We start from the raw sequence: 3085 nt of genomic DNA on the forward strand, positions 1-3085 counted from the left end.
AGCACCGGTCCGGCGAGCGGGCCGAGCACCAGCGACAGTGCGGCGGCGGTGTGGGCGGTGCGCGCCGCGCCCGGTGCCCACCCGTCGTCCGGCCGGGCCGCGGTGTCGGTGCGCAGCGCCGGCGCGATCCAGCGCAGGTAGTAGAAGAGACTGGCGACGGTGTTGACCACCGCCACTGCGACCAGCCAGCCGAATCCGGCCGCGAACGCCGCCGTGAACACGATCAGTTTGCCCGCGAACACCGCCGTCGGCGGGGTGCCGACCAGACCGAGCAGGCACACCGTCAGCGCCACCCCCACGGCGGGGCGGTGCCGGAACAGGCCGCGGAAGTCCGCGAGCGTGCGCAGGCGGGGCAGGGCCGCCACGACCGCGAACGCGCCGAGGTTGGTGACCGCGTAGGCGGCCAGGTACAGCAGCAGACCCGGCAGCGCCAGGTCCGACCGCCCCGCGGCGGCCACGGCCATCAGGAGGTACCCGACCTGGCTGATCGTCGAGTACGCCAGCAGGCGCCGGACGTCGTCCTGGAAGAACGCCGCGAGGTTGCCCAGTGTCATGGTCAGTGCCGCCAGGATCGCCACCAGCACCCGCCAGTCGAGCGGGGTCGGGTCCAGCACGGTCGCGGCGAAGCGGTGGACCGCCAGGACGGCGCCCATCTTCGGCACGGTCGTCACCAGTGCGGCCACCGGGGGGCGGGCGCCCTCGGTGACGTCGGGTACCCAGAAGTGCACCGGCACCGCCCCGGCCTTGAACAGCGGCCCGGCCAGCAGCAACAGCGCCGCCACCGCCGTCACCGCCACCGACGCCCCGGGCAGCGTGCCCGCCAGGGCGGAATACCCGGTGGCGCCGGCGAGTCCGAACAGGACGGTCACCCCCACCAGCATGGTGACGCCCACGAGCGCGCCCATCAGGTAGTACTTCAGTGCCGCCTCGGTGCCGGGCGCGTCGTCGGCGAACCCGGTCAGCGCGTAGAGCGGGATGCTCGCCAGCAGGTACGCGGCGGCCAGCAGCAGCAGGTCGTCGGCACCGGCCAGCAGCACCGCACCGAGTGCGGCCAGCAGCACCAGCACGACGAACTCGGTCTCGCGGGCCGCGCCCCGGACGGACGCCCCGGACAGGCCCAGCACGAGCAGCACCGAGACCAGCACGACCACCCGGGCCGTGCCGGTGGCCGGGTCCACCGCGAAGGTGCCCTCGAACACGGCCACCCCGGCGGCCGGGGGCCAGCCGACGAGGGTGGCCCCGAGCGCGACCAGGCACGTCGTCGCCGCGAGCGCACGCACCGGCCACTGCCGGTGGCGGGGCAGGAACGAGCCCGACAGCAGTCCCACCACGGCGGCCGCGGTGAGCAACAGTTCCGGCAGGATGCGCGTGAGATCATCCAGCATCACCACACCACCTCAGCGGCCCAGCAGCGGGCCGAGGGCACGGGCGGCGGGTTCGATGACGTCCAGCAGCGGGCGCGGGAACACCCCGATCAGCACCGCCAACGCCATCAGCGGCACGATCGAGCCCGCCTCGACCGCCGTGAGGTCGTGCGGTGCCGGCCCGTCGGCCCGCCGGGGCCGCCCGAGGAAGAGACGCTGGTAGGCACGCACGAACAACGCGGCCGTGAGCAGGATGCCCAGCACCGCGAACCCGACGGCCACCGGCACGGCGACCAGTGCCCCGGTGAAGATCTGGAACTCGGCGATGAATCCGGCGAACCCGGGCAGCCCCAGGGACGCGAACACCGCCAGTGCGGTGAGCCCGGCGAATCGCGGTGTGTGGGCTGCGAGACCGCCGTAGGCGTCCATCCGGTAGCTGTGGCCCCGGTCGTGCAGCACCCCGGACAGCAGGAACAGCGACCCGGTGATCAGTCCGTGCGCCACCATCTGGGTCACCGCCCCGGTGACGGCCAGGGTGTGCGCCTGCTCCCGGTCGGTCGCGAGCAGCCCGGCGGCCCCGACGGCGAGCAGGATGTAGCCCATGTGGTTCACCGAGGTGTAGGCGACCATCCGCTTGAAGTCGCCCTGGCCGAGCGCGACGAGGGCGCCGTAGAGCACGCTCAGCACGCCGAGCACCACGATCGCGGGCGCGAAGGCCCGCCAGGCGTCGGGCAGCACGGGCATCGCGATCCGGACGAACCCGTAGGTGCCCATCTTCAGCAGCACCCCCGCCAGGATCGCCGAGCCCGCCGACGGGGCCTCGGTGTGCGCGGGGGGCAGCCAGGTGTGCACCGGCACGGCCGGGGTCTTGACCGCCAGTCCGAGCAGGATCGCCAGCAGCACCAGTGCGCCGAACGTCGACCGGCCGGCGAGCGGGTTCTGTTCGGTCAGTCGCACGATGTCGAAGGTGTGCGGCTCGGCGGCGACGTAGAGGCCGAGAAAGCCCAGCAGCAGTGCCAGCGACCCGAGGAAGGTGTAGAGGAAGAACAGTTGTGCCGCCCGCGCCGCACCCCGGTGCCCCCACCCGGCGATCACGAAGTACATCAGCACGATCGACAGGTCGAAGAAGACGAAGAACAGGATCAGATCCAGCGAGACGAACAGCCCCACCGAGACCGTCTCCAGCAGCAGGAACAGCACGGCGAAGGTCCGTACCCGGTCGGTGTGCCGCAGGGAGTGGACCGCACAGGCCAGGAACAGCACGCTCGTCATCGCGACCAGCGGCAGGCTCACGCCGTCCACCCCGAGGTGGTATCCGGAGTCGACGCTCGGGATCCAGCGGTGCTCGACCTCGTGGGCGAACCCGTTCGCCCCGGGCGCGAAGTCCGCCCACAGCCACCCGACCAGGGCCACCTCCACCGCGGTGGCGGCGACCCAGACCCACCGGGTCACCGCGGGCCCGACCCGCGGCAGCGCGAGCAACGCCGCCGCCACCGCGGCGGGCAGGAACACCACGACGCTGAGCACGCTCACCCCTCACTCCGGTACCGCCGACAGCACGGCCAGCAGCAGCGCGAGCGCGGCCAGCAGCACGACGGCCTGGGCGTAGTACTGGTGCAGTTGTCCGGTCTGCGGTCGGCGGGCGAGGCCTCCCAGCGCGCGGGCCCCGGTGGTGACCGCACGCACCCCCGCCTCCACGCCGCGCTCGCCCCGGGTGGCGG

3 protein-coding genes are annotated in these 3085 nt (G+C 73.2%); all 3 read right to left on the reverse strand.

Annotated elements, in window-relative coordinates:
* A partial coding sequence (locus ACTIR_RS0100640; RefSeq protein WP_026452838.1) for an NADH-quinone oxidoreductase subunit N occupies window positions 1-1385 on the reverse strand: 1385 nt, incomplete at its 3' end.
* Window positions 1386-1397: 12 nt separating this feature from the next.
* Window positions 1398-2891, reverse strand: coding sequence for a complex I subunit 4 family protein (locus ACTIR_RS0100645; RefSeq protein WP_026452839.1), 1494 nt, complete (start codon window positions 2889-2891; stop codon window positions 1398-1400).
* A 9-nt stretch (window positions 2892-2900) separates the two neighbouring features.
* Window positions 2901-3085: hypothetical protein (locus ACTIR_RS20970; RefSeq protein ID WP_034237645.1), on the reverse strand; the 185-nt coding region annotated here is incomplete at its 5' end.

The sequence above is a fragment of the Saccharomonospora iraqiensis subsp. iraqiensis genome (genome assembly GCF_000430445.1).
GTDB classification, from domain to species: domain Bacteria; phylum Actinomycetota; class Actinomycetes; order Mycobacteriales; family Pseudonocardiaceae; genus Saccharomonospora; species Saccharomonospora iraqiensis.